This is a genomic window from Actinophytocola sp. NPDC049390 (assembly GCF_044466355.1).
Lineage (GTDB): Bacteria > Actinomycetota > Actinomycetes > Mycobacteriales > Pseudonocardiaceae > Actinophytocola.
Window position 1 is genome coordinate 276,010 of the sequence record NZ_JBITMQ010000007.1, and the last position, 20,907, is coordinate 296,916.

A 20,907-nucleotide genomic window follows, 5' to 3' on the forward strand; every position below is an offset into this window, starting at 1 on the left:
GGTCAGCCACCCAGCGGGTCACACATCGCGAAGCCGGCCGCGGTGAGCAGCACGGTGACCAATGGGCCGACGACCAGCAGTGCCGACAGCGCGGTCAGCAGCAGACGTGCCCGCATCCGGTCGACCGGGCCGGGTGGCGCGGCTAGGCGCTGGGCACGGGTGAGCACGCCGACGCCGGTGGCCCCGAGCGCACCGCGCGGGATCGGGGCGGCGTCGGACAGGGCGAGCAGGGCGCCGAGGAGCGTGCGGGATCCGTGGGTGCGGGCTGCGGCGTCGTCGGCGCACATCTCCAGCAACCGGGCGACCTCGGCCGCGCCGGTGGTGAACAGCTCGATCCGGGGCAGGATCGCGGCCATCCCGCGCACGACGGCGAGGATCAGGTGGTGCCGTCCGGCCAGGTGGGCGCGTTCGTGGCAGAGCACCGCGTCGAGGTGGGGCTCGTTGAGCGCGTCCAGTGCCGCGCTGGTGACCACGATTGTGTGCGGCCGTCCGGCGACGCAGTATGCGGCCCGTTCGGGCGCGTCGAGGACCACCGCCTCCAGTCCGGCCACGTGTCGCCCGGCCAGGCGAGCCATCCGGGCGTGCTCGTGGGTGCTGGCCCGCGCCCGAAGCAGTGACCGTGCCAGCCGCCAGGCCAGCCGGCCCAGCGCCGCGGCGGCCAGTGCGGCGAGCACGAGCAGGCCGATCTGGACGAGCACGCCGTACCGGCCGAGGGTGCCCTGCTGCAGCATCGCGAAGCAGGCGCTGACCACCGTGTCGCCCGGCTGGGTCCAGTCCCGGACGAGCTCGCCGGCCAGGAACCCGGCGGCGACCGCCCACGACGCCACGACGCTGCCGATCGCGACCAGCCACACCGTCACGCCGAGTCGCGGCGCCACCCCGGTGCGGGCCAGCCTGGTCAGCAGGCCGGGGCCGAGCACCACGACGGCGAAGCTGTAGAGCAGCAGGCAGGCCGCGACACTCATTCCGCCTCCCCGGTCGAGGCCAGACGCCGCAGCGCCCCCTTCAGCGTGGCGGACTCCTCGTCGGTCATCTGCGCCAGGAAGTGGGTCAGCACGAGATCGGAGTTCCCGCCCGAGGTCATCGCGTCCCGCATCAGCCGGGCGCTGTACTCCTCCCGCGTCAGCGTAGGCCAGTAGAGGTACGCCTTGCCCTGGCGTTCCCGGTCCAGCCAGCCCTTGCGGTGCAGGTTGTCCATCGTGGACATGACCGTGGTGTAGGCGATGTCCCGCTCGGTACGCAACTCGTCGAACACCTCGCGCACCGTGGTCTTGCCCTCGCGGCTCCACAGGCGGTCGATCACCACCGCCTCCAGGTCCCCGAACCCGCGCACACCGCCTCCTGACATTCGTCTCGCCCATCCCAGCCTACGGCGCTGGGGCACGTGATCCGTCTCCGCTGGTCACCAGCCGGTCACCACGGGAGCGGATCGGTGCAACAGCGACCACACACCACCAAGCTACTATCTACGTACGGAGACCGTAGATGGGAGTGGCGATGCAGAACCTGCTGCTGACCCTGGCGGCGCTGGCCTGCCCGATCGGGATGGGCCTGATGATGCTGCTGATGGCCCGCCAGAGCCGGTCACGCCCGCCGACCGCGCCGTCCAGCGGCGCCGAGCAGGAACTGGCGCGGCTGCACGCCGAGGTGGCCGACCTCAAGACCGACCGGGCGCAGGCGCCGGAGGTTGGCCGTGGGTGAGCTGCTGCTCGGGTCCACGCTGCTCGCGTCGTTCCTCGGCGGGGTGGTCGCGCTGCTGGCGCCGTGCTGCGTGTCGGTGATGCTGCCCGCCTACCTGGCCACCGGGTTCCGGCACCGCGGCGGGGTCGTGCCCGCCACGCTGGTGTTCGGCGCCGGAGTGGCCACGGTGATCCTGCCGATCGGCCTGGGCGCCACCTTCCTGAGCAGCCTGCTGGTCAGCCAGCACCTGTGGATCTTCTCCATCGGCGGTGCGCTGATGATCCTCGGCGGGATCGCGGTCCTGGCCGGCTGGAAGCCGAACCTGCCGATGCCCGGCGCCCGCACCGTCAAGGAAGGCAGCTTCGGCTCCGCCTACGTACTCGGCGCCTTCTCGGGCGCGGCCAGTGCCTGCTGCGCCCCAGTGCTGGCCGGCGTCGCCGTGCTCTCCGGTGCCGCCGCCTCCTTCCCCACAGCGCTGGCGATCGGCGCCGCCTACGTCGCCGGGATGGTCGCGCCGCTCGCCCTGGTCGCACTGGTTTGGGACCGGCGCCGGGAACGCGCCGCGCGGCTGCTGACCGACCGGAAGCTGCGGCTGCGGCTGGGCCGCTGGCAGCGCCGGATCGCCCTGGGCAGCGCGGCCAGCGGGCTGTTGATGATCGCCATGGGCGTGCTCGCCCTGGTGCTCGCGTTCACCGGCCCCGGCATGCCCAGCGGCGGCTGGCAGACCGAGCTGAGCGCCTGGCTGCAGCACGCCAGCAGCGTCGTCCTGAACGCCGTGGCATGGATCCCCGGCTGGGCGTTGCTCCTCGTGCTGCTGCTCGGCTTCGCCCTGCTCCTCCGCCGCGCGCTCCGCACCCGGCGCACCGCGGTCCCTGCCGAGACGAGCAGCACCTCGTGTGCGGGCGAAGACGAGACCGAACTTGGGCCGATTCCCGTGACCGTCGAAGAGGGGAACCGACGTGAGCAAGACCAGCAGTAAGACCGCGAAAGGGACCCCGGCGGGCAAACGCGCCCGCCAGATCCAGACACGCCAGCGCCAGCAGGCCCAGGCTGCGGCGCGGTCGGTGCGGGAGGCGCGGGATGGCTCGTCGCGCCGTCCGGTGTGGATCATCCTCGGGGTAGTGGTGGTCGTCCTCGCCGTCACCGTGCTGTACCTGATCTACCAGAACTCCCCCAGCCAACAGAACGCCACCGCGGGCGGCAGTGGCTACCAACACGTGGCCGGCCAGCCCGGCGCTGGCACCCCGGCCCCCGCCTTCACGCTGCCCTCCAGCAGTGGAGGCGAGGTCAGTCTCGCCGACTACCGGGGTAAGAGCGTGCTGCTGTACTTCCAGGAGGGCCTGATGTGCCAGCCCTGCTGGGACCAGATCACCGATCTGGAACGCAACCAGCCAGGGCTGACTGCGGCCGGCGTGGACGCCGTCGTGTCCATCACCTCCGACCCCGTGAACCAGATCGCCCAGAAAATGACCGACATGAAGCTGTCCACCCCGACGCTGTCCGACCCTGACCTGGACGTCATCCGCGCCTACGACGCCCACAAGTACGGGATGATGGGCGAATCCCGGGCCGGGCACAGTTTCATCCTGGTCGGCCCGGACGGGATCATCCGCTGGCGCGCGGACTATGGCGGCGCCCCGGACTACACGATGTACCTGCCCACCCAGAAGATGCTCGCCGACCTCACTGCGGAACGGAAGCCGTGACCGAGCGGGTCCAGATCACGTTGCTCACCCAAGAGTCGTGTGGGTTCTGCGATCAGGCAAAGCAGGTTCTGAGCCGGTTGGTCACCGAGTATCCGTTGCAGGTCACCGAGATCGACCTGGCTAGCGAGGAAGGACAGCGCCTGGCGGCATCGGCGGGCGTGGTATTCGCGCCCGGTGTGCTCGTCGACGGTGAGCCGTTCTCGTTCGGGCGACTGTCCGAACGCAAGCTCCGCCGCCGCCTGGACGCTCGTGTCCCCTCGTGACCGCACCGCCCTGGCGTCGAGCCGCCGTTGTGCTGGTCGTGCTCAGAGCTGGCGAAGGAGGCAGATGCCGGAGCCGCGAATGACCCGTCGACGGGTACTGGCCGGCGCGGCCGGTGTGCTGGGCGCCGTCGTGGCCGGTGCGCCGCTGTGGGTGCGGTGGAGCGGCGAGGGCTCGGGGCCGGGCCGGGTGTCGCCGTACGGCGATGCGGTGCGGCGGGTCGAGCAGGTCCGGCGCGACCAAGGCACGGGCCGTGCCGTGCGCGCGACGCTGTCCGCCGAACTGGGCGAGGTCGATCTCGGCGGGCGGGTGGTCCGCACCTGGGCCTACAACGATCAACTGCCCGGCCCGACGGTGCGAGCCCGCGCGGGCGACCACCTGGAGATCGACCTCGTCAACCGCCTTCCGGAGCCGACCACCGTGCACTGGCACGGGCTCCGGATCCGCAACGACATGGACGGCGTCCCGAACCTCACTCAGATGTCCATCGCCTCCGGCGAGGACATGCGGTACGCGTTCACCGCGCCCGACCCCGGCACCTACTGGCTGCACCCACACGTCGGGCTGCAACGCGAGCGCGGCCTGTACGCACCGCTGATCATCGACGACCCGCACGAGCCCGGCGACTACGACGTCGAGTTCGTCGTGGTGCTCGACGACTGGATCGACGGTGTGGTCGCCACCCCGGACGAGGTCCTCACCGCCCTGCGCGGCGACTCACTGGACAGCGACACGGGCGGCCACGGGGCCGGGCACCGGAGCAGCGCCCCTAGCCCGGACACGGGTGGGACTACGAACGGGCAGGTGGGGATGGCCCGGTACCGCACCGCTGTCCAGGTAGGACAGATCCCGGATCGTTCCGCCACCTGGCAGTACCACGTGCCGCCCGCGCTGGCCAAGCCACCACCCGGCATCCAGGCGGCGTCACCGCCAAACCCGGCCAGCGCGCCCGCATCCGGCTGATCAACGCCGCCGGTGCCACCGTGTTCCGGGTCGCACTCGGCGGACACCGGCTCACCATCACCCACACCGACGGCTTCCCGGTCGAGTCGGTCACCGTCGACACCCTGCAGCTGGCCTCCGGGGAGCGCTACGACCTCGCCGTCACCCTCGCCGACGGCGCCTTCCCCCTGGTGGCCGTCGCCGAAGGCAAGAACGCCCAAGCCCTCGGCGTCATCCGCACAGCCACCGGCCCCACCCCACCACCCGACGCCAACCCCACCGAACTGGCCGGCCGACTTCTCGACCTCACCGACCTGCGCGCCGCACCCGCGGTCCGCACCGCGCAGCGCCCGCCCGACGTCAGCCACACCGCCTACCTCACCGGCGACATGAACACCTTCGCCTGGCGCATCAACGCCCAGACCTACAACCACCACCGCCCGTACGACGGCATCACCCCGATGACCGTCCACGAGGGACAACACGTCCAACTGGTGCTGGTCAACCAGACGCCCATGTACCACCCGATGCACCTACACGGGCACACCTTCACCGTCCGCGCTGCCGGCGACAGCGGCGGCACCACCGAAACACCCCTGCCCGCCGGCATCCGCAAGGACACCGTCATGGTCGCGCCCGGCGACCGGCTCACCATCGACTTCACCGCCGACAACCCCGGCCAGTGGCTCGTCCACTGCCACAACGCCTACCACATGGCCACCGGCATGGCCGCCATGCTCTCCTACCGCACCCAACCCTGACTCACGCTGAGCACAAAACCCAGGGAGCCGTCTGCGTCAGGCGTCGCGCCGATCTCTGGCGGCGACCAGCCGATCCGGCCGGGGCGAGCCAGCGAGGAAACCCCTTACCGGCCGCAAGCACCTCGCCCACCGCCGGGTTCCTCTGTCCTGACCACGGCTGGCCACGCTGGTCATCCGCACATCCGGGACATCATCTGGCCCATCGCGTCCGCGGTCGCCGGATAACCCATGGCGAGCAGCGCGCCAAGCAGCAGGACGGCCAGCACGACGAGCGCCGGTACGAGGGATCGATGCGCGGTCGCGGGTTCCGACGGATCAGGGGCGGGCAGGTCGCGAGTCAGGGCGTCCAGCTCACCCATGGTGCGCGACCGGTACGCCGCCGCCGACCGTTCGGAGAATTCGTCCAGAGTCAACCGGCCGTCGCCGACGTGCTGCTGCAACGCGGTCACCACGTGCTCGCGGTCGGCATCGGAGGCCCGGATCGACGGGTCACTCATTGGCGCTGCCTCCTGGAACAGAGGGATGTTTCGACCATGTGGACAACCTGTGGATACCCCGATGCGGAGTCAGACATCTGTGGGCGGTGCCGACTTGCCGCCGGACACCTGGCCAGCGTCGAGCGAGTCCTGTGCCCGCAGGACCCGCACTTCCTCCCTCAGTTTGGCGATCTGTCGATCGAGTTCGGGGTTCTCGCCGGATCCCGCGCAGTGCCCGCCCCCGCGCCGCATCGGCCGGATACAGGTGAAGTACGTGACCGTGACCGCGGCGACCGCGATGAGCGCGGCGACCCAGGTGGGCATCACTGGGCACCCTTCGGCTGCCGCGCCTCACGCTCGGCCTTGAGCTGGTCGACCTCCGCACGCAGCTGCGCCACCTGCTGCTCGCTGCTGTCACCGGAACCCTTGCGCTGGCCGCGCATCATCATCCACATCATCAGGCCCATGCCGACCGGACAGGCCAGCACCGCCAGAGCCAAAAGAAGCGACTCCACGATTCCTCCACCGGGTCGAGGTCCAACACCCTCTTCTACTATCTACGTACGGAGATCGTAGATAGTTCCCGGTCGTGATGCCACGTTCCGGGCCTGAACCACAGGGGCGCCTCGGTCAGCTCAACGGGAGCACCGTGCGGTATTTGCCGCCGGAGGTCTGCTGCGGTGGTTCATCCGCGCGGGTGACGGTGACGTGGTCGAGCTTGTGGTCGGTGAGCAGCCGGGTGATCTCAGCGTGCGCCGTCTACCAGACGAGCTCAGGGTCTGCACCCGGCGTGGATTGCAGGCGGATGCTGAGGCTGGTGGGTGCGGTGTGCACGATCTGGAACAGCTCGACTCCGGGGAGGCGCTCGATAGCCAGGCTGATGGCCAGGGGCGCGATCGTGACCGGGTCGCCGCCGCGGGTGGGGAACGTGAGCAGGTCGGCGGTGCGTCCCTGCACTTGGATCGCGGGCAGCGGGTCGCCGCACGGGCAGGGGTCGGGCCGGAGCAGGACGGCATCGCCGAGGTCGTAGCGCAGGATGGGTTGGCTGCGGTTGGCCAGGTTGGTCAGCAGCGCGGTGTGGGAGCGCTGACCGGGTGGGACCGGCTGGTGGTCGGCATCGACCGGTTCGAGGATGGCCCAGTCGCTGTCGACGTGCAGCCAACCATGCTGACAGCTCTGGCTGAGGAAGGGGCATTCGTTCGCCGCGTAGCTGTGGCGGACCTTGGCGCCGAACGCGGTGGCGATCCGGCTGTACTCGCCCACGGGCAGGCCCTCGGCGGACAGGACCACCAGGGCCGGGTCGATATGCAGGCGGCCGGCTTGCTGTTCAGAGGCCAGCAACGCCCCCACGCTCGCGTAGGGGGCGAGGATGGCCGGGCGGAATGCGTTGAGCGCCTCGACCAGATCGGGCATCGGGGTATGCACGCCGAAGACCCCGATCCTGGTGCGGCGCAACCGGTTCTTGCGCAACGCCGCGGCGGCAGTGGCGGACGCGAAGTGGCCACCGGTGGCGATCACCATCGCGATGCGCCCGCCGCGAGCCACGATGCGCGCAACGTCTATGGCGGTGAGCCAGGAACTGAGCGTGCGCGCACCCACCGCGGCGGTGACGGCGAGGACACGCTGGTCGACCAGGAAGATGCCGGGCGTGCCGGTCGTCCCCGACGTGGTGGAGACCGTGTAGCGGCCCAGGAACTTCTCCCCGATCAGAGCGGGATCCTCGACGAACGCCCGCACCGCGGCGAGCGTGACGTCCGGGTCGGTGACCCACTCGTCGAACCGCGGCATCAGCTCGGCCTTGCTGGTGACCGGCAGCAGCGTCGGGTCGGTGACGCGTTCGGGCAGGTTCCGATAGTGCTCGCGGTAGTACGGCGAGTGGGCGCGAGCGAAGGAAACCGTGTCGGCGAGTCGGCCACGCTGCCGCCGAGCGATCGCTTCCGCGCCCTGCTTGTGGGCGGCGCGGGCGTCGCGCAGCAGCCAGAAGCGGCTTTCCGTCATCACCGGTCCTCGGTTGTGCTCGGGTGGTCCTCCGGAGTCTCGGTTTCGCTGGCTTCGCGCCAGGCTTCGCGGCCGGACTGCACCGCCAGCGCAGCGACGACCAACGCGACCACGGGGTCGGCCCACCACCAGCCGAGCGTGGCGTTGAGCCCCAGGCCGGCCAGGACGGTGATAGACAGGGCGTTGGACATCCAGGTCTCGGTGGACTGGGCGACCAGCACCGGGTTGTTCAGCGCTCGCCCGGTGCGCCGTTGGGCCAGCGCGATCGGGGTCATCACGATCAGAGCGACCACGTTGAGCACGATCCCGATCAGCGATTCACCGGCCTTGTCCTGCGTGACCAGATCGCGGATGGACTCGAACGCCACGTAGGCGGCCAGCGCGTAGAAGGTGACCGCGATCGCGCGCAGCGCGGGTCGCTGCCGGGCGCGGGCACCGGCACGCAGCTGCCAGATCACCACGCTGGCGGCGAAGACCTCGATGGCCGAGTCGATGCCGAAGCCGACCAGGGCGATGGAGTCGGCCGCCAGTCCGGCGGTGACGGCGACGACGCCTTCGATGACGTCCCACACCACGATGAACCACGCGAGCGCCAGCCCGCGGCGCACCAGCGTTGCCTGATTCTGCGCGGTCATGCCGCCGAGCCCTTCGGGGTGCTGTCGGTGGTGCGAAGACGGGCCAGGACCAGCGCGGCGCCGCCGACGGTGATGAACACGTCGGCGAGGTTGAACGTGGGGAACCAGCCGGTGTGCAGGTAGTCGGTCACGACCCCATCGGCCGCGCGGTCGACGAGGTTGGCGATCGCCCCAGCCAGCACCGCGCCCAGCCCGAGCCGCATGGGCAGGGTCGCGGTACGGGTAGCGCGCCAGGCGAACACCGCCAACCCGGCGATGATCAGCCCGGTGGCGCCGAGCACGACCCCGCCGGGCAGGGTGTCGCCGAGGCTGAACGCCACCCCGGAGTTGAACGCCAGCCGCAGCTGGATCACCTGCAGGTCCACCGAGGTCCCGCCGGCCAACGCTCGACTGGCCCAGGTCTTCAGACCGAGGTCGAGCGCGGCCAGCAGTGCGGCGGTGGCGGCCAGGGCGACACGGGCTCGGGTCACCCTGGCCGTCCGGACAGGTCCGCCGGTGGTCACGAGGAGGCACCCACCGCGGTCGGCGTCAACGCCGGCTGACTGCTGCTGCCAGTGGTTTGCAGGGGCTTGGTGCGGCCGGCGCGGACGCCGTTAGCGATGACGACGACCTCGGCCAGCTCGTGCACCAGCACCACCGCGGCCAGCCCGAGCACGCCGAACAGCGCCAGCGGCATCAACGCGATGATCAGCCCAAGGGACAGGCCGACGTTCTGCAGCATGATCCGGCGGGCGCGGCGGGCGTGGGTGAACGCCTGTGGCAGGTGCCGCAGGTCCTCGCCCATGAGCGCGACGTCGGCGGTCTCGATCGCCACGTCGGTGCCCATCGCGCCCATGGCGATGCCCAGGTCGGCGGTGGCCAGGGCGGGTGCGTCGTTGACCCCGTCGCCCACCATCGCCGTGGCGCGCTGGCCGCGGAGCTTTTCGATCAGGCGGGCCTTGTCCTCCGGGCGGAGTTCGGCGTGCACGTCCTCGATCCCGACGTCCTTGGCGAGCGCGCTGGCGGTGGCGTGGTTGTCGCCGGTGAGCATCGCGACGTGGTAGCCGTCCCGGCGGAGCTGGGCCACGACCTCGGCGGCTTCCGGCCGCAGCTCGTCGCGGACCGCGATCGCCCCGACGACCTGGCCGTCCTGCTCGACCAGCACCGCGGTCGCGCCGGCCTGCTGCATCCGCTCCACATTCGCGGCCAGTGGACCGGCGTCGAGCCAACCGGGGCGACCCAACCGCAGGGTCCGTCCGTCCAGGCGGCCGGTGAGCCCGGCACCGGTGACTGCCTCCACGTCCGAGGCCGGGGTGACCTCGTCGACAGCGGCGAGGATCGCACGGGCAAGAGGGTGTTCGCTGCGGGCCTCCAGCGCCGCGGCCAGGTGCAGGACCTCCTCGCGGCTGGCGCCGTTGGTGGTGGCGACGTCGATGACGGCGGGCCGGTTCGCGGTGAGGGTGCCGGTCTTGTCCAACGCCACCCCGCGGACCGCGCCGAGGGCCTCCAGCGCGGCGCCGCCCTTGACCAGCACACCGAGCTTGCTGGCCGCACCAACCGCGGCCACCACGGCCACGGGGACGGAGATCGCCAGCGCGCACGGTGAGGCGGCGACGAGCACGACCAGGGCACGCTCGATCCAGATGACCGGGTTGCCGAGCAGGCTGCCGACCACGGCGATCAGCGCGGCGGCGATCATGATGCCGGGCACCAACGGCTTGGCGATGCGATCGGCCAGTCGCTGGGAGGCGCCCTTGCGGGCCTGCTCAGCTTCGACGATCCGCACGATCCGCGCGAGGGAGTTGTCCTCGGCGGTGGTGGTGACCTCGACGTCGAGCACGCCGGTGCCGTTGATCGACCCGGCGAACACCTCGCTACCGGGACCAGCCTCGACCGGGACGGACTCGCCGGTGATCGCCGAGACGTCCAGCGCGGTGCGGCCGTCGCGGATGATCCCGTCGGTGGCGACCCGCTCGCCGGGCTTGACCAGCATCCGGTCGCCGACCCGCAACTCCGAGGGCGCAACAACGATCTCGGTGCCGTCGCGCAGCACGGTGGCCTGCTCGGGCACCAGGGACAGCAGGGCACGCAGCCCGCGGCGGGTGCGCGCGAGGGAGTATTCCTCCAGACCCTCGCTGATGGAGAACAGGAAGGCCAACATCGCGGCCTCGCCGACCTCGCCGAGGATGACCGCGCCGACCGCGGCGATGGTCATCAGGGTGCCGACCCCGATCTTGCCCTTGACCAGCCGCTTGAGCGTGGAGGGGACGAAGGTGTAGGCGCCGGCCAGCAACGCCGCCACCTCCAGCACCAGCTCCACAGGGCGTGGCGCGCCGGCCCAGCCGGCGATCAGCGCGGCGAGCAGGAACACCCCGGAGATCGCCGCGAACTGGAGTTCCTTGACTTGCCACAGCCGTTCCGGCTCGTGCTCCTCGGCCTCCTCGCCCACGGGTTCGTCGTGGCCGCAGCCGCACGCGTCGCTCATCGCGCACTCTCCTTGCTGTCCTGAATCGCGCTGTCCTGATCCGCATTGGTCGGGGCGTCGGTGCCGTAGTTCGGGCATAGCGCCACCGCGTTGCCGGTCGCGGCCAGCAGCGTCTCCGCCGAGGCCAGCAGGTCCATCAGCTCCGGGCGGGCGAGGCTGTAGAACACCTGCCGGCCCTGCGGGCGGCCCACCACCAGCGCGCAATCGCGCAGACAGGCGACGTGCGCCGAGACCGTGGACTGCGCCATCCCCAGCTCGGCCACCAGGTCGGCGACCCGCGCCTCCCCGCAGGCCAGGCGCTGCACGATCGCCAACCGGGTGGCGTCGGAGAGGCTGTGGAACAGCGCCACCGCCGGGTCCAAGCCCGCGCCCACGCTCGACGCGAGGCATCCATCCGTGCTATTCATCGTCACACGGCGATGATAGCAGTCAGGTCGGATGCAATCGAGGTGGACCGATGTTGATGAACAAGACCGAGACCGCGCTGGTGAACTCCCCGCCCCGGCGCTGGCTGCAGCGCTTCTACGAGACCCAGGTGCTGCTGCGGTTCGGCGGCCGGTTGCTCCCAGAGGCGCGGGCACTGGAGATCGGCTGCGGCTCCGGCTACGGAACTCAGCTGGTGCTGGAGCGGTTCGGCGCCGGCAGCGTGGACGCCGTGGACCTGGACCCGGCAATGATCGAACGCGCCAGCCGACGCCTCGCTCACCACCGAGACCGGGTCCGGCTCGCACAAGGCAGCGCGACCGACCTGCGCGCCGCGCTGAACGCCGACGACGGCGGCTATGACGCGGTGTTCGACTTCGCGATCGTCCACCACATCCCGGACTGGCGCGCCGCCATCGCCGAGGTCGCCAGGGTCCTCACACCGGGCGGGCGGTTCTACTTCGAGGAGGTCACCGCCCACGCCCTGGCCCGCCCCATCTACCAGCGGCTGTTCGACCACCCCACCGAGGACCGGTTCACCGCCGAGCAGTTCCTCGACGAACTGGCCCACCACGGCCTCGTGGTGCTCGGCTCCGTCACCCGAATCCGCGGTGACTACCTGCTCGGGGTGGCCGCCAAGCCGGTGCTGGCAGGGAGTGACGGGTGATGGCCGTCGTCGCGCTGGCCCTGTTCGTCGTCTTCATGCTGCTCGCCGGTGGTGTGCGGACGCTGATCCAACGCCGCCGCACCGGCGATACCGGCAACCGGCGCACCTGGGCGGCACGCGGCTCACTGGAATGGTGGGGACTCGCCATAGCCGACCTCGGCTACCTGACGGTGGGGCTCGGCGCGCCGGTCGCCACGCTGGCCGGCGTGCCGCCGCTTGCCGTCGTGGACCACCCGGTTGTGCGCGGTGTGGGCATGGTGCTCGCGATATTCGGCGTCCTCGCGACCTTCGGTTCCCAGTTGGCGTTGGGAGCGTCCTGGCGGATCGGGGTCGATCAGACCGAACGCACCCCGCTGGTGACCACGGGTCCGTTCCGGCTGGTGCGCAACCCGGTCTTCACCGCCGCGGCCATCGTGTTCCTGGGCTTGGCGTTGATGGTGCCCAACCCCGTGGCGATCGCCGGCCTGGCGATCACGCTCATCGGAATCGAGATTCAGGTGCGCTTGGTCGAAGAGCCCTACCTCCGCAGTGTCCACGGCGGCGCGTACACCGACTTTGCCTCGCGCGTCGGCCGCTTCCTTCCCGGCATCGGGCGCCTGCGGGCCGACCGCCCTCGCGGGAGTTGACGATGTGGCGGGGAACAGTGGCTCTCCGGCCCGGCAGGTTGATCTACGCCGGCCAGGTCGGCGTCGCGCATCGGCACCGACACGCCGCGGTGCAACTCGTGCTCGCACCCGGCGAGCCGGTGCGGCTGCGCGACGAGTCCGGCACTGAATGGCATGCTCGCGTGGCGGTCATTCCGTCCGGCTCGGAACACGAGATGGTCGGCGGGTCGACGGGGCTGCTGGCATGGATCGAGACCGACGGGCTGCTCGGCCAGGCATTGACCGCACGGGTGCGGCGCACCGGGCTGCCCATCGACTCCGTCGCCGCGTGGGCTGCGGCGGCGCAGCCACTGCTCGACAACGGCCTCCCGGCCGACAGCACCCCGAGCGGGGTGATTCACCAGGTTCTCGGCACGCTCGCCGATGCGGACACGCCTGACCAGGTGCCGTTGCACCCAGCGCTGGGGCAAGCGGTCGCTGTGCTGCCGACCATGCTTGACCACTCTGTCCACCTCGGACAGCTCGCTGCGGTAGTCGGTATCTCGGCCAGCCGGCTCGGTCACCTGTTCAGCGACGAACTCGGCCTCCCGTTCCGTGCCTACGTCCGCTGGACACGCCTGCAGCGGGCGATCGACCACGCTCGGCACGGTTCGACACTCACCGACGCCGCGCACGCCGCCGGGTTCGCCGACAGCGCCCACCTCACCCGCGTCTGCCACGAGATGTTCGGCCTCGCCCCCTCACTCCTGGCTCGCACCGTGCACTGGCACCAACCGGTGCCGCAGAGGGGTTAGCGAGTCTGTTCAAGGTGGAACGGGTGGCCGGACCGCAGGCTCAACCGCATGAAAACGCTCGTCCGGTACGGCTACGTGCCGTTCATGCTCCTGGCCATCAATGGCACCGGCATCGCCATCGCCGCCTCCAGCGGCCCCAAACTCTGGCTGCTCGGCCTACTGCTGCTCGCCATCGCCGCATCCTTCGCCGCCGAACGCGTCCTGCCCTACCGCGAGGACTGGAACACCCCACACGACGACGACCGGCGCGACGCCGCCCACGCCGCGGTGAACGAAACCCTCACCCTCGCCAGCGTCGCCGCCCTGCCCGTGCTCACCGCAGTCGCCTCGATCGACGGTGTCTGGCCTCACGACTGGCCGTTCGTGCTGCAGGTGTTCGCCGCCGTCCTCGTGGCTGATCTCGGCATCACGCTGGTCCACCTGGCCAGCCACAAAGTCCCGGCCCTGTGGCGGCTGCACGCGGTGCACCACAGCGTCAAACGCGCCTACGGCTTCAACGGCCTGATGAAACACCCACTCCACCAAACCCTCGAAACCGCCGCCGGAGTAGCACCCCTGGTCCTGCTCGGCCTACCAACCAATGTCGCCTACGCACTCGCCCTCTGCGTCGCCGTCCAACTCCTCCTCCAGCACTCCAATGTGGACTACCGGGTCGGTCGTCTGCGCGTCATGCTCGCGCTCAACCAGGCCCACCGGTTCCACCACCTGAAATGGGCCGGCATCGGAGACGTCAACTTCGGACTGTTCACTCTGCTCTGGGACCACGTGCTCGGCACCTACTCCTACGACCCCGAACGCCGGTTCAGCAGCGACGACCTCGGCATGGCGGCAAAACCGCACTACCCCAACGGCTACCTCGCCCAGCTCGCCGAGCCCTTCCGTTCCAGCGGTGGTTGCGCAGCCGACGAACCAGAACGGAAAACCCTGGCCGAGCACAAGACGGATCCGGCACCGCGCTGACAGCTGTCGTCCGGGTGAATGCAGTTGCCGCAGAGAGGCTGAGCGCAAGGACCAACGCTACAAGGCTGTGGGCGTGCTGACCGACGAAAGGCTCCTCCTCTGCGCGCTGCTGTGTCCTGACGAGCGACATTGTCTGGCTGCTGCAAGGGGGAATGTGCTGTATCTCCAAGCAGACCGGTTTCACCCGTTCGGGTGGACCGTTCCGAGCATGAGGAGCAGTGCTCAGGTGGGTTGCCGCCTCATGGACGCCTCACGGGCGCCCTGTGGCCGCTCTGGTCCAGATCTCGAGACCGAAGGTCTAATCGCAACGCATGACCGAGGGTCGATCGCACGCCGGAGCCACCGACATTGCGAACCTTCGATCCGACCGGTCGATAGCCATCAGGCGTCCAGCAAGTTGGGCTCGTCGGACGGGCCAGGCGGGGAAGGTCAGGGTGAAGGGTGACGCCACAGGACGCGTCGGATCTCAGGCCGCAGGTCGATGCCGACACACCGTCGCTCTCCCGGATCTTCGACTACTTCCTCGGCGGCGGGCGCAACTTCGCCGCCGACCGCACTGTGGCCGAGAAAGTCGCGGCCCTGGTACCCGGCTATGGCCGTTTCGCCCTCGAGAACCGCGCGTTCCTGCGGCGGGCGTTGGCACTCATGATCACGGCGGGGATCGACCAGTTCCTCGATCTCGGGGCAGGGGTATGCAGTATTCGGCCCGTGCACGACCTCGTGCAGGCCCAGCAACCCGACGCCAAGGTGCTGTACGTCGACCGCGACCCCGTGGTCGTCGCCGGTCTTGAGCTCATCGTCGCGAAGGACGACCCGCGGACCGGGGTGGTCCAAGCCGACCTACGACAGGTGGACGAAGTCCTCGACCACGCCGTGACCGCACGACTGCTAGACCTGAGCCGACCGGTCGGTGTGCTGGCCGGGGCGGTGCTGCACTGCCTGCCAGCAGCCGATGACCCCGCAGAGGTGCTGACCGAGTACCACGAACGACTGGCACCCGGTTCACTGCTGGCCGTCTCGCACGCGAGCCGCGAAGCACTCGGACTCGAGCTGTCCGATGCGGTCCAAGGCTGCTTTTCCGAGGCCGGGATCACCCTGATTCACCGCAGCGAGCAGCAGCTCACCGACTTGCTCGGACCGTGGCTGCCGCATCCCGATGGGGTGGTGCCGCTCGCCTGGTGGCGACCGGACAGCCTGTCGCTGCCCTCGCCGGAGCGCTCGTTGGGCCACGCCGTGATGGCCGATCACCGGGATGAGCGCTCGGGGCTGGCGTGAGCGGGGCCGAGCAAGTCAACAGTGTTGAAGGCACCGTGGTCGGCGCCGTACTCCAAGCCCGTACGGTCACGGCCGACACGATCGTCATGCAGGCCCCCAGCACACGGGTGCCCGTGCCGCGCCAGCTTCCGCCGCCCGTGCGCACGTGGGTCGACCGCACCGTCGAACTCGAGCGTTTGGACACCTTGCTTGCCGCGGCAGAACCGGTCCGTGTGGTGGTGACCGGGTTGGCCGGGGTGGGCAAGACCGGGCTGGCGGTGCGTTGGCTCGATCGGCACCGAGAGCACTTTCGCGACGGCGTGCTGCACGTCGACCTGAACGGCTGGAGCGGTCACACGCCGCCGACCACCCGGCAGGTTCTCGCCGGGTGGCTGCGCGCCCTCGGGCTTTCCGCAGACGAGGTGCCCGGTGATCTGGCGGAACTGACCGCGCTGTACCGGACGATGACCTCGGACAGGACACTCGCTGTCCTGGTCGACAACGCCCGTTCGACCGAGCAGGTCCAGCCGCTGGTCCCCGCAGCAGCACGCGGCACGATCCTGGTAACCAGCCGTCACCGACTCGCTCCGCTGGCCGTGGCCGGGTTCCGCCACATCGACCTCGACTGCTTCCCCACGCCCACCGGGGCCGTGCTGCTGGCCGGACTCCTCGACGAGGACCGCCAGCCCGTTGGCGCCGACATGCTGCACGCGCTGGCCGCCCGCTGCCATGGGCATCCCCTCGCTCTGACCATGGCCGGGGCACACCTTGCCGCGCACCCCCGCCGCGACCCGGCACGCCTGCTGACCCGCCTCAACCACCACCCGCCAGGCCAGAGTTCGCCGCTGCAGGCCCATGCCCTGCCCGTTGAAGGAGTGCTTCAGATGAGCTACGAGGACCTCGACACCGCCACCGCCCGGCTCTACCGCAGCCTCGCCGAGCACCCCGGCGCCGAGTTCACCGCCGATCCGCTCGCCGCCGGGCTCGACGTGCCGGTTGCCGATGTCGAGCAGGGACTCGGGCGGCTGCTGGAGGGCAACTTCGTCACCGAGACCAGGGACGAGCGCTACCGGCTGCACGACGTCGTGCGTCACCACGTGCGGGCCCTGGCCGATCAGGACGATGAGGAAGCGCGGCTCGCGATACGCCGCCGGATCATCGAGTGGTACCTGCGGCGCACCGCAGCGGCCGACAAGGTGATCAATCCGTTCCCACGCCGGTTCAGTCCCGTCTACACCGACCTGGACACCGGCATATTCCCCGATACCAAGGCAGCTCTGGACTGGGTCGAACTCGAACGGGCCAATCTTCTTGCCGCACAAACGGTTGCCGACGACTGCGGCTGGTCCGAATTGGTGTACCAGTTTGGTGAGGTGTTGTGGAACCCGTTGCGGCCCAACTACACCGCTGCGGAGCTCGTGCAGTCCCAGTTTCTCGGAGCCAACGCTGCCGCCGACGCCGGGCACATCTTGGAGATCGTCTGCCGTACCCGGCAAGGCTTCGGCGAGACCAACCTGGGGCACCACGAGGCTGCGATCACCATCTGCACCGTCGCCGTGCAGCGCGCCACCGAGGTGGGTGACCCGTGGCTGGAGTCGGGCGCGTTGTCCACGCGCGCCCGCGCGTACCTTAAGGCCGACGATCCCCACGCCGCCCGCGCGGATTTGGAGCGTTCACTGACGATCGCCGAGGACATGCACGACGGCCGCAGCGTCGCGCTGCGGCATCGCCGCCTCGGCGAAACGGCCCTGCACCCCAAGAGCACCGACGCCAAGCTCGCAGGCCACCACCTGCGGCTCGCGGCCAACATGTTCGCCGGCATCGGCGATCACATCGGCCACGCCCGCACCGTCCTGCACCTGGCACGGGCATTGACGCTGAACGAGCAGCCTTTCGAAGCACTATCCGAGCTGACCGTGATCGAGCAGGCCGTCCGCGACTACGGCTCGATCGGCTACCTCGCCGACCTGTGCACCGCGCTGGGCCAAGTCCACGTCGCGCTGGGCGACATCGCCGAGGCCCGTCGCCACTACGACGAGGCCATCAACCATTACACCGCCGCAGGGCCTGGCGCCGACAAGGGCAAGACCGCCGTCATCGCTCTGCGCGCCGCCCTCGACTCCGACCAGCCGACCGCCTGAACCCAGTCGAAAGGGAAACCGCCCTGATGGCAGCACGGACCACCAGCAAAGGACGCCGCATCACCGGGGCCGCGCGCGACAAGATAGCGGCCGAGATGAAGAAGAAGTACGAGAAGGGTGCCAGCATCCGCGCATTGGCGGAGTCGACTGGCCGCTCGTACGGCTTCGTGCACCGCGTCCTGTCCGAGTCCGGGGTCACGCTGCGCTCGCGCGGCGGCGTCCATCGAACCAAGGCAACGTAGCCCGGCGAAGCGGGCGTGAGAAGGCTCGCGACGGCAGCACACCCACCACGCGAGCGGAGATCACGATGCCCAAACGGGTCTTGAGGGGATACCGCCTCAAAACCCCGATCACCGAACCGGATCGCAATGCCCGACCGGCTCCCCGCGTGGAGATCCGCTTCGCCTGCCCTAAGCGACACGAATTCACGGTGCCGTTCGCGACCAACGCCAAGGTCCCTGCAGTTTGGGTATGCCGGCAACACGGCGTCGAACACTGTCCTCGCATTGACGACCCGTCAGACTGGCAAGCGCCGAAGGGCAAACCCCCGCGCACGCACTACGTCATGCTCCTGGAACGCCGCAGCCTCGCCGACCTGGAGGACCTTGTCGATCAAGCCCTCGCGGGAATCCGGCAACAGCGCCGCACGCCGTACGGTCGTGTCACGATCGGAGATCGGACCTACGGCTTTCGATTCGAGTCATGACTTCGCACTGAGGTGCCGTCCCGGTTCGTCAGCGACCGAGCAATTGCTGTGGCGACATCTCTGCAAGGCACCAGCCATCCATCATCGGCTTGTTGGTCGGTATGTGCTCGCGGCGCGGCGGGCGCATACCGGCCAACCGCTCATCAACGGAGCAATGCCGCCACCACTACGCCGAGCATGACGACCACGGCCGCCAGCCCTTCAGTGATTGAGGTCATCTAGCCCGAAGTGTTTCTCGTCCCATCGCCGGCGTAGCTCCGCGAGCCTGGCCCGGTCGGTGACTACGACCTCGGTGCTCGACTCGTCGGAAACACGGGCGATCATGTCGAGACTTTCCAGGAACAGCAGGGCCTCGCGCAGGCAATGCATGTCCTCGGATGCGCCGGAGTCCAGCAGATCCGGGGTCCGTTGTTTCCACAGCTCGACCAGCTCCGTCCGGGAGCATGCGGGCCGGGCGTGGTCGGTGACTTCGAGGAGCAGGTCGGCGACGTCCACCGTTTCCCCAAAGACCGGCGAGCCCTCGAACTGGATGACGTCGTCGCTCATCCGGCGCGCGGATCCTCGGCGGGCACGTTCAGCTGCCACGGCGTTGGCGAGGACGTGCTGCTCGGCGCCCGCGGCCGTCGGCCAGGGAAGCAAGCGCAGCCTTGCCCACAGCGCGGTGTCAGCAAGCGACTCCTCCCCGGCGTGCGCTTCCTGGTGCTCCTCGACGGCCATCGCCAACGTCAGCAGCACGTGACGCAGCGACTCCACGACCGCGTCCCCGCGAATCACCCGAACCCGTTCGGTCGCCATGTCGAGGTACTGCCGCAGAACGCTGTCGAACAAGACTGCGCGCTTGCGCCAGTCCGCGAACTCCCGATACATCTCGGCGTACCGCGCCGCGCTGATCAAGCCCGCGTCCCGATCTATCTCAGCGCACTTGATCGCATCATGGTGATGGACGTGCTTTTGGACCGCGCCGGACTCGATAAGCCGTAACACCCTGTAGGTCTGCAGGACACGGTCGTCGGCCAGCAGAGCGCTCCAGTTACCGCGCTGCGACCGGCGCAGCGCCTCACGCACGTATATCTCGGCGGCGGTGTCGTCGTCAGGGCCATAGGGCAGGGATGGCATGTTGGTTCCCCAAGCAGGCGCGGCGGACGGTGTTTCGCGGTACGGCAGGTCCTAGAGGGGCGGTGCTGCGGGCGGTGGATGCCTCACGCTTCAGGGGGCGGGGTGTCCCACACATGCACTCGGCTGCCGGTGACGAGGGGCTTGTCCGCCGGTCCCTTGATGTGGGCGGGCACCACCCGTTCCTCGTGTTCGCAGCCGCCTTCGGCGTGGGCACGCGGGTTGAGGCAGGTGTTGCGGCGGTAGGGGCGGACCGGCCAGCGGCGGGTCCACTGGGGTGCGCGGCGGCCGTGGGAGGCCGCCGCGTCCTCGGCGCTGGCTTGCGCGGAGGGCCGGTGCCGGGTGTGCACTCGGACCAGTTGCACGCTGCCGGGCCCGGTGACCTTGGCGCGCTGGTCGCGCTTGTGTCCGTGTCGCGTGCGGGACAGGGTTTCGGTGTCGGTGAGCTGGGCGTTGCCGGTCTGGCCCATCAGCTGCCAGGCGGTGTAGACCACGTGTGCCCACTGGCTGCTGGTGTCAGGCTCGGGTTGAGGCAAGGGCTGGCCGAATTGCAAGATCAGTTCGTCGTAGGTCCGCAACTTCGCTATTCCGGCGCGAGCCTCACGTGCGGCCATATCACCAGCGGTGACGGGCTTGCCGGTGTTCTTTTCGATGGTGACGGGTTGATCAGGGGGGAGAGCGTCCCAGCCCTTGTTGTCTGTGGTCCAGAAGGTCAGCCAGGCGCCTTCAAAATCACGCGGCAGCGGTGCGGCACCGTCGGGCTTTCTCGGCGTCCAACGAATCTTGCCAGGCGCGCCGTCGAGGTCGAGGTCGGTTGGGCTCCAGCGCGACCAGGACACGGCCACGACGGGGAACGTCATTCGCAGTTCGTGACCGAGGTCTGGGGCCGCGGTGGACCACGGGCCGGACATCGCCGTGGCGAGGTCGATGTCGTGGCCGCCGATGGGATGGGCGAACAGCATCAGTCCCGATTCGGCCGGCATCCGGCGGGCCCTGACTGGTTCTGCCGACGGCGTGGCGGCTGCCGCGAGCGCCAGCGAGGTCATGTCCTCGTCCACCCAGTACAGCTGAGCGTCGCTCAACCGCCGTTGTTCGCTGCGGGCAACGAGCAACCCGGCCACGATGCCTATGGCGGCCGTCTCCTTCGGAGGGCCGACCATGGTCGGGACGAGCGGGCTGCTGCCGGCGATGATGCGCATGGCGAACTCGTCGCTGTGCGGCTGGCGTAGTACCTGCTCGCTCATCTGGATGCGCAGGTCGGGTAGTTCGGTTGCTCGTGGTGCGATCCACGGCGCCAGGCCGCCCGCGGAGGCGATCACGA

At 69.8% G+C, this 20,907-nt stretch carries 26 protein-coding genes; 14 read left to right on the plus strand and 12 right to left on the minus strand.

Going from position 1 to position 20,907, the window contains the following annotated elements; translation table 11 throughout:
• Positions 1 to 2: 2 nt before the first annotated feature.
• Both ACIBVP_RS21725 and ACIBVP_RS21730 read right to left on the minus strand, forming a co-directional pair.
• On the minus strand, positions 3 to 965 hold the full coding sequence (locus tag ACIBVP_RS21725) for a M56 family metallopeptidase (RefSeq protein ID WP_396108016.1): 963 nt from the start codon (positions 963 to 965) through the stop codon (positions 3 to 5).
• The gene (locus ACIBVP_RS21730; RefSeq protein ID WP_396108017.1) at positions 962 to 1,333 is read right to left on the minus strand and encodes a BlaI/MecI/CopY family transcriptional regulator; all 372 of its coding nucleotides are present in this window, start codon (positions 1,331 to 1,333) and stop codon (positions 962 to 964) included. The genes ACIBVP_RS21725 and ACIBVP_RS21730 overlap by 4 nt, the downstream gene beginning before the upstream one ends.
• A gap of 152 nt (positions 1,334 to 1,485) precedes the next feature.
• Here ACIBVP_RS21730 and ACIBVP_RS21735 point away from each other — a divergent pair, with 152 nt between their 5' ends.
• The 6 genes from ACIBVP_RS21735 to ACIBVP_RS21760 all read left to right on the plus strand — a co-directional run bounded on the left by ACIBVP_RS21735 (position 1,486) and on the right by ACIBVP_RS21760 (position 5,350).
• Positions 1,486 to 1,701 carry a hypothetical protein gene (locus ACIBVP_RS21735; protein WP_396108018.1) on the plus strand — a complete coding sequence of 72 codons (216 nt, stop codon included), beginning with the start codon at positions 1,486 to 1,488 and terminating at the stop codon, positions 1,699 to 1,701.
• On the plus strand, positions 1,694 to 2,659 hold the full coding sequence (locus ACIBVP_RS21740) for a cytochrome c biogenesis CcdA family protein (RefSeq protein WP_396108019.1): 966 nt from the start codon (positions 1,694 to 1,696) through the stop codon (positions 2,657 to 2,659). The genes ACIBVP_RS21735 and ACIBVP_RS21740 overlap by 8 nt, the downstream gene beginning before the upstream one ends.
• On the plus strand, positions 2,640 to 3,386 hold the full coding sequence (locus tag ACIBVP_RS21745) for a peroxiredoxin family protein (protein WP_396108020.1): 747 nt from the start codon (positions 2,640 to 2,642) through the stop codon (positions 3,384 to 3,386). The genes ACIBVP_RS21740 and ACIBVP_RS21745 overlap by 20 nt, the downstream gene beginning before the upstream one ends.
• Positions 3,383 to 3,649: a glutaredoxin family protein gene (locus ACIBVP_RS21750; RefSeq protein WP_396108021.1), complete on the plus strand. Its 267-nt coding sequence runs from the start codon at positions 3,383 to 3,385 to the stop codon at positions 3,647 to 3,649. Before ACIBVP_RS21745 ends, ACIBVP_RS21750 begins: the two co-directional genes overlap by 4 nt.
• 64 nt (positions 3,650 to 3,713) lie before the next feature.
• Positions 3,714 to 4,610, plus strand: coding sequence for a multicopper oxidase domain-containing protein (locus tag ACIBVP_RS21755; protein ID WP_396108022.1), 897 nt, complete (start codon positions 3,714 to 3,716; stop codon positions 4,608 to 4,610).
• Complete coding sequence (locus tag ACIBVP_RS21760) at positions 4,607 to 5,350, plus strand: multicopper oxidase family protein (protein ID WP_396108166.1); 744 nt, start codon at positions 4,607 to 4,609, stop codon at positions 5,348 to 5,350. Before ACIBVP_RS21755 ends, ACIBVP_RS21760 begins: the two co-directional genes overlap by 4 nt.
• 170 nt (positions 5,351 to 5,520) lie before the next feature.
• Here ACIBVP_RS21760 and ACIBVP_RS21765 read toward each other — a convergent pair whose 3' ends face one another.
• From ACIBVP_RS21765 to ACIBVP_RS21800, 8 genes are all read right to left on the minus strand, one after another.
• Complete coding sequence (locus tag ACIBVP_RS21765) at positions 5,521 to 5,847, minus strand: DUF1707 domain-containing protein (RefSeq protein ID WP_396108023.1); 327 nt, start codon at positions 5,845 to 5,847, stop codon at positions 5,521 to 5,523.
• Positions 5,848 to 5,916: 69 nt separating this feature from the next.
• Positions 5,917 to 6,150 (minus strand): hypothetical protein, encoded by a 234-nt coding sequence (locus tag ACIBVP_RS21770; protein ID WP_396108024.1) that lies wholly within the window; start codon positions 6,148 to 6,150, stop codon positions 5,917 to 5,919.
• On the minus strand, positions 6,150 to 6,341 hold the full coding sequence (locus ACIBVP_RS21775) for a hypothetical protein (RefSeq protein ID WP_396108026.1): 192 nt from the start codon (positions 6,339 to 6,341) through the stop codon (positions 6,150 to 6,152). The genes ACIBVP_RS21770 and ACIBVP_RS21775 overlap by 1 nt, the downstream gene beginning before the upstream one ends.
• Positions 6,342 to 6,585: 244 nt before the next feature.
• Positions 6,586 to 7,824, minus strand: coding sequence for a phenylacetate--CoA ligase family protein (locus ACIBVP_RS21780; protein WP_396108027.1), 1,239 nt, complete (start codon positions 7,822 to 7,824; stop codon positions 6,586 to 6,588).
• A complete protein-coding gene (locus ACIBVP_RS21785) occupies positions 7,824 to 8,459 on the minus strand; it encodes a cation transporter (RefSeq protein ID WP_396108028.1) in 636 nt (211 codons plus the stop codon). The genes ACIBVP_RS21780 and ACIBVP_RS21785 overlap by 1 nt, the downstream gene beginning before the upstream one ends.
• Complete coding sequence (lspA, locus tag ACIBVP_RS21790; protein ID WP_396108029.1) at positions 8,456 to 8,929, minus strand: signal peptidase II; 474 nt, start codon at positions 8,927 to 8,929, stop codon at positions 8,456 to 8,458. Before lspA ends, ACIBVP_RS21785 begins: the two co-directional genes overlap by 4 nt.
• Before the next feature lie 29 nt (positions 8,930 to 8,958).
• On the minus strand, positions 8,959 to 10,923 hold the full coding sequence (locus tag ACIBVP_RS21795) for a heavy metal translocating P-type ATPase (protein ID WP_396108031.1): 1,965 nt from the start codon (positions 10,921 to 10,923) through the stop codon (positions 8,959 to 8,961).
• Positions 10,920 to 11,330 (minus strand): ArsR/SmtB family transcription factor, encoded by a 411-nt coding sequence (locus ACIBVP_RS21800; RefSeq protein WP_396108167.1) that lies wholly within the window; start codon positions 11,328 to 11,330, stop codon positions 10,920 to 10,922. Before ACIBVP_RS21800 ends, ACIBVP_RS21795 begins: the two co-directional genes overlap by 4 nt.
• A gap of 50 nt (positions 11,331 to 11,380) precedes the next feature.
• Here ACIBVP_RS21800 and ACIBVP_RS21805 point away from each other — a divergent pair, with 50 nt between their 5' ends.
• The 8 genes from ACIBVP_RS21805 (at position 11,381) to ACIBVP_RS21840 (ending at position 18,473) form a co-directional block, all read left to right on the plus strand.
• Complete coding sequence (locus ACIBVP_RS21805; protein WP_396108032.1) at positions 11,381 to 12,013, plus strand: class I SAM-dependent methyltransferase; 633 nt, start codon at positions 11,381 to 11,383, stop codon at positions 12,011 to 12,013.
• The gene (locus tag ACIBVP_RS21810; protein ID WP_396108168.1) at positions 12,013 to 12,639 is read left to right on the plus strand and encodes a methyltransferase family protein; all 627 of its coding nucleotides are present in this window, start codon (positions 12,013 to 12,015) and stop codon (positions 12,637 to 12,639) included. Before ACIBVP_RS21805 ends, ACIBVP_RS21810 begins: the two co-directional genes overlap by 1 nt.
• A 2-nt stretch (positions 12,640 to 12,641) precedes the next feature.
• On the plus strand, positions 12,642 to 13,412 hold the full coding sequence (locus ACIBVP_RS21815) for a helix-turn-helix transcriptional regulator (RefSeq protein WP_396108033.1): 771 nt from the start codon (positions 12,642 to 12,644) through the stop codon (positions 13,410 to 13,412).
• A gap of 84 nt (positions 13,413 to 13,496) precedes the next feature.
• Positions 13,497 to 14,372, plus strand: a complete 876-nt coding sequence (locus ACIBVP_RS21820) for a sterol desaturase family protein (protein WP_396108034.1) — start codon at positions 13,497 to 13,499, stop codon at positions 14,370 to 14,372.
• Between the two features lie 441 nt (positions 14,373 to 14,813).
• On the plus strand, positions 14,814 to 15,647 hold the full coding sequence (locus ACIBVP_RS21825) for an SAM-dependent methyltransferase (RefSeq protein ID WP_396108035.1): 834 nt from the start codon (positions 14,814 to 14,816) through the stop codon (positions 15,645 to 15,647).
• Complete coding sequence (locus tag ACIBVP_RS21830; RefSeq protein ID WP_396108037.1) at positions 15,644 to 17,767, plus strand: NB-ARC domain-containing protein; 2,124 nt, start codon at positions 15,644 to 15,646, stop codon at positions 17,765 to 17,767. Before ACIBVP_RS21825 ends, ACIBVP_RS21830 begins: the two co-directional genes overlap by 4 nt.
• Positions 17,768 to 17,793: 26 nt before the next feature.
• Positions 17,794 to 18,009: a helix-turn-helix domain-containing protein gene (locus ACIBVP_RS21835; protein ID WP_396108038.1), complete on the plus strand. Its 216-nt coding sequence runs from the start codon at positions 17,794 to 17,796 to the stop codon at positions 18,007 to 18,009.
• A gap of 65 nt (positions 18,010 to 18,074) precedes the next feature.
• Positions 18,075 to 18,473 carry an RNA polymerase-binding protein RbpA gene (locus ACIBVP_RS21840; RefSeq protein ID WP_396108039.1) on the plus strand — a complete coding sequence of 133 codons (399 nt, stop codon included), beginning with the start codon at positions 18,075 to 18,077 and terminating at the stop codon, positions 18,471 to 18,473.
• A gap of 201 nt (positions 18,474 to 18,674) precedes the next feature.
• Here the strand turns inward: ACIBVP_RS21840 and ACIBVP_RS21845 are convergent, their stop codons facing one another.
• Together ACIBVP_RS21845 and ACIBVP_RS21850 are read right to left on the minus strand one after the other, a co-directional pair.
• On the minus strand, positions 18,675 to 19,589 hold the full coding sequence (locus ACIBVP_RS21845) for a hypothetical protein (protein WP_396108041.1): 915 nt from the start codon (positions 19,587 to 19,589) through the stop codon (positions 18,675 to 18,677).
• Between the two features lie 83 nt (positions 19,590 to 19,672).
• Complete coding sequence (locus ACIBVP_RS21850) at positions 19,673 to 20,905, minus strand: hypothetical protein (protein WP_396108042.1); 1,233 nt, start codon at positions 20,903 to 20,905, stop codon at positions 19,673 to 19,675.
• Positions 20,906 to 20,907: the final 2 nt, after the last annotated feature.

Bases quoted from the DNA above. Each gene is read 5' to 3' on its own strand.
- ACIBVP_RS21840 (WP_396108039.1), top strand. From the start codon at position 18,075: ATGCCCAAACGGGTCTTGAGGGGATACCGCCTCAAAACCCCGATCACC.
- ACIBVP_RS21805 (WP_396108032.1), top strand. From the start codon at position 11,381: ATGTTGATGAACAAGACCGAGACCGCGCTGGTGAACTCCCCGCCCCGG.
- ACIBVP_RS21815 (WP_396108033.1), top strand. From the start codon at position 12,642: ATGTGGCGGGGAACAGTGGCTCTCCGGCCCGGCAGGTTGATCTACGCC.
- ACIBVP_RS21810 (WP_396108168.1), top strand. From the start codon at position 12,013: ATGGCCGTCGTCGCGCTGGCCCTGTTCGTCGTCTTCATGCTGCTCGCC.
- ACIBVP_RS21845 (WP_396108041.1), bottom strand. From the start codon at position 19,589: ATGCCATCCCTGCCCTATGGCCCTGACGACGACACCGCCGCCGAGATA.
- ACIBVP_RS21765 (WP_396108023.1), bottom strand. From the start codon at position 5,847: ATGAGTGACCCGTCGATCCGGGCCTCCGATGCCGACCGCGAGCACGTG.
- ACIBVP_RS21835 (WP_396108038.1), top strand. From the start codon at position 17,794: ATGGCAGCACGGACCACCAGCAAAGGACGCCGCATCACCGGGGCCGCG.
- ACIBVP_RS21785 (WP_396108028.1), bottom strand. From the start codon at position 8,459: ATGACCGCGCAGAATCAGGCAACGCTGGTGCGCCGCGGGCTGGCGCTC.
- ACIBVP_RS21770 (WP_396108024.1), bottom strand. From the start codon at position 6,150: ATGCCCACCTGGGTCGCCGCGCTCATCGCGGTCGCCGCGGTCACGGTC.
- ACIBVP_RS21735 (WP_396108018.1), top strand. From the start codon at position 1,486: ATGGGAGTGGCGATGCAGAACCTGCTGCTGACCCTGGCGGCGCTGGCC.
- ACIBVP_RS21795 (WP_396108031.1), bottom strand. From the start codon at position 10,923: ATGAGCGACGCGTGCGGCTGCGGCCACGACGAACCCGTGGGCGAGGAG.
- ACIBVP_RS21755 (WP_396108022.1), top strand. From the start codon at position 3,714: ATGCCGGAGCCGCGAATGACCCGTCGACGGGTACTGGCCGGCGCGGCC.
- ACIBVP_RS21820 (WP_396108034.1), top strand. From the start codon at position 13,497: ATGCTCCTGGCCATCAATGGCACCGGCATCGCCATCGCCGCCTCCAGC.
- ACIBVP_RS21800 (WP_396108167.1), bottom strand. From the start codon at position 11,330: ATGAATAGCACGGATGGATGCCTCGCGTCGAGCGTGGGCGCGGGCTTG.
- ACIBVP_RS21780 (WP_396108027.1), bottom strand. From the start codon at position 7,824: ATGACGGAAAGCCGCTTCTGGCTGCTGCGCGACGCCCGCGCCGCCCAC.
- ACIBVP_RS21725 (WP_396108016.1), bottom strand. From the start codon at position 965: ATGAGTGTCGCGGCCTGCCTGCTGCTCTACAGCTTCGCCGTCGTGGTG.